This window comes from Gilvimarinus gilvus, from assembly GCF_030518155.1.
Classification (GTDB): domain Bacteria; phylum Pseudomonadota; class Gammaproteobacteria; order Pseudomonadales; family Cellvibrionaceae; genus Gilvimarinus; species Gilvimarinus gilvus.
Map to the genome: position 1 here is coordinate 1 of NZ_JAULRU010000434.1, position 376 is coordinate 376.

The 376-nt window shown below is 67.6% G+C and carries 2 protein-coding genes; both read left to right on the forward strand.

The window, feature by feature from the left end; genetic code table 11:
- On the forward strand, nt 1-228 hold a 228-nt coding region (locus QWI17_RS08735; RefSeq protein ID WP_302722140.1), incomplete at its 5' end, for a GGDEF domain-containing protein.
- The coding region (locus tag QWI17_RS08740; RefSeq protein ID WP_302722141.1) for a cysteine-rich CWC family protein at nt 225-376 on the forward strand (152 nt) is incomplete at its 3' end. The genes QWI17_RS08735 and QWI17_RS08740, both read left to right, overlap by 4 nt.

Below are 376 nucleotides of genomic sequence, written 5' to 3' on the forward strand. Positions count from 1 at the left end.
CGTGAAGCCGAGGGTCGGCACGCCATCGAGGTGGCCGAAAAGATCCGCCAGCGCACCGAACAGCTGACCTTCAGCTACGACGACCAGCCACTGCGCCTGACCACCAGCATCGGCCTGAGCAGCCTGCGACCGGGGGATACCCTGCACACCCTGCTGACCCGCGCCGACCGTGCCCTTTATCGTGCCAAACAGGCTGGCCGCAACCGTGTCTGTAGCGAAACCCCATGACTGATCAGCAACACTGCCCCGCTTGCGGCGCGCTCAACCACTGCAGCCTGGCCGACCCACGCCGCGCCACCCAGGCCTGCTGGTGCTACGGTGTCACCATCGACCCGAGCGTGCTCCAGGCACTGCCCGCCGCGCTGCGGGACAAAGC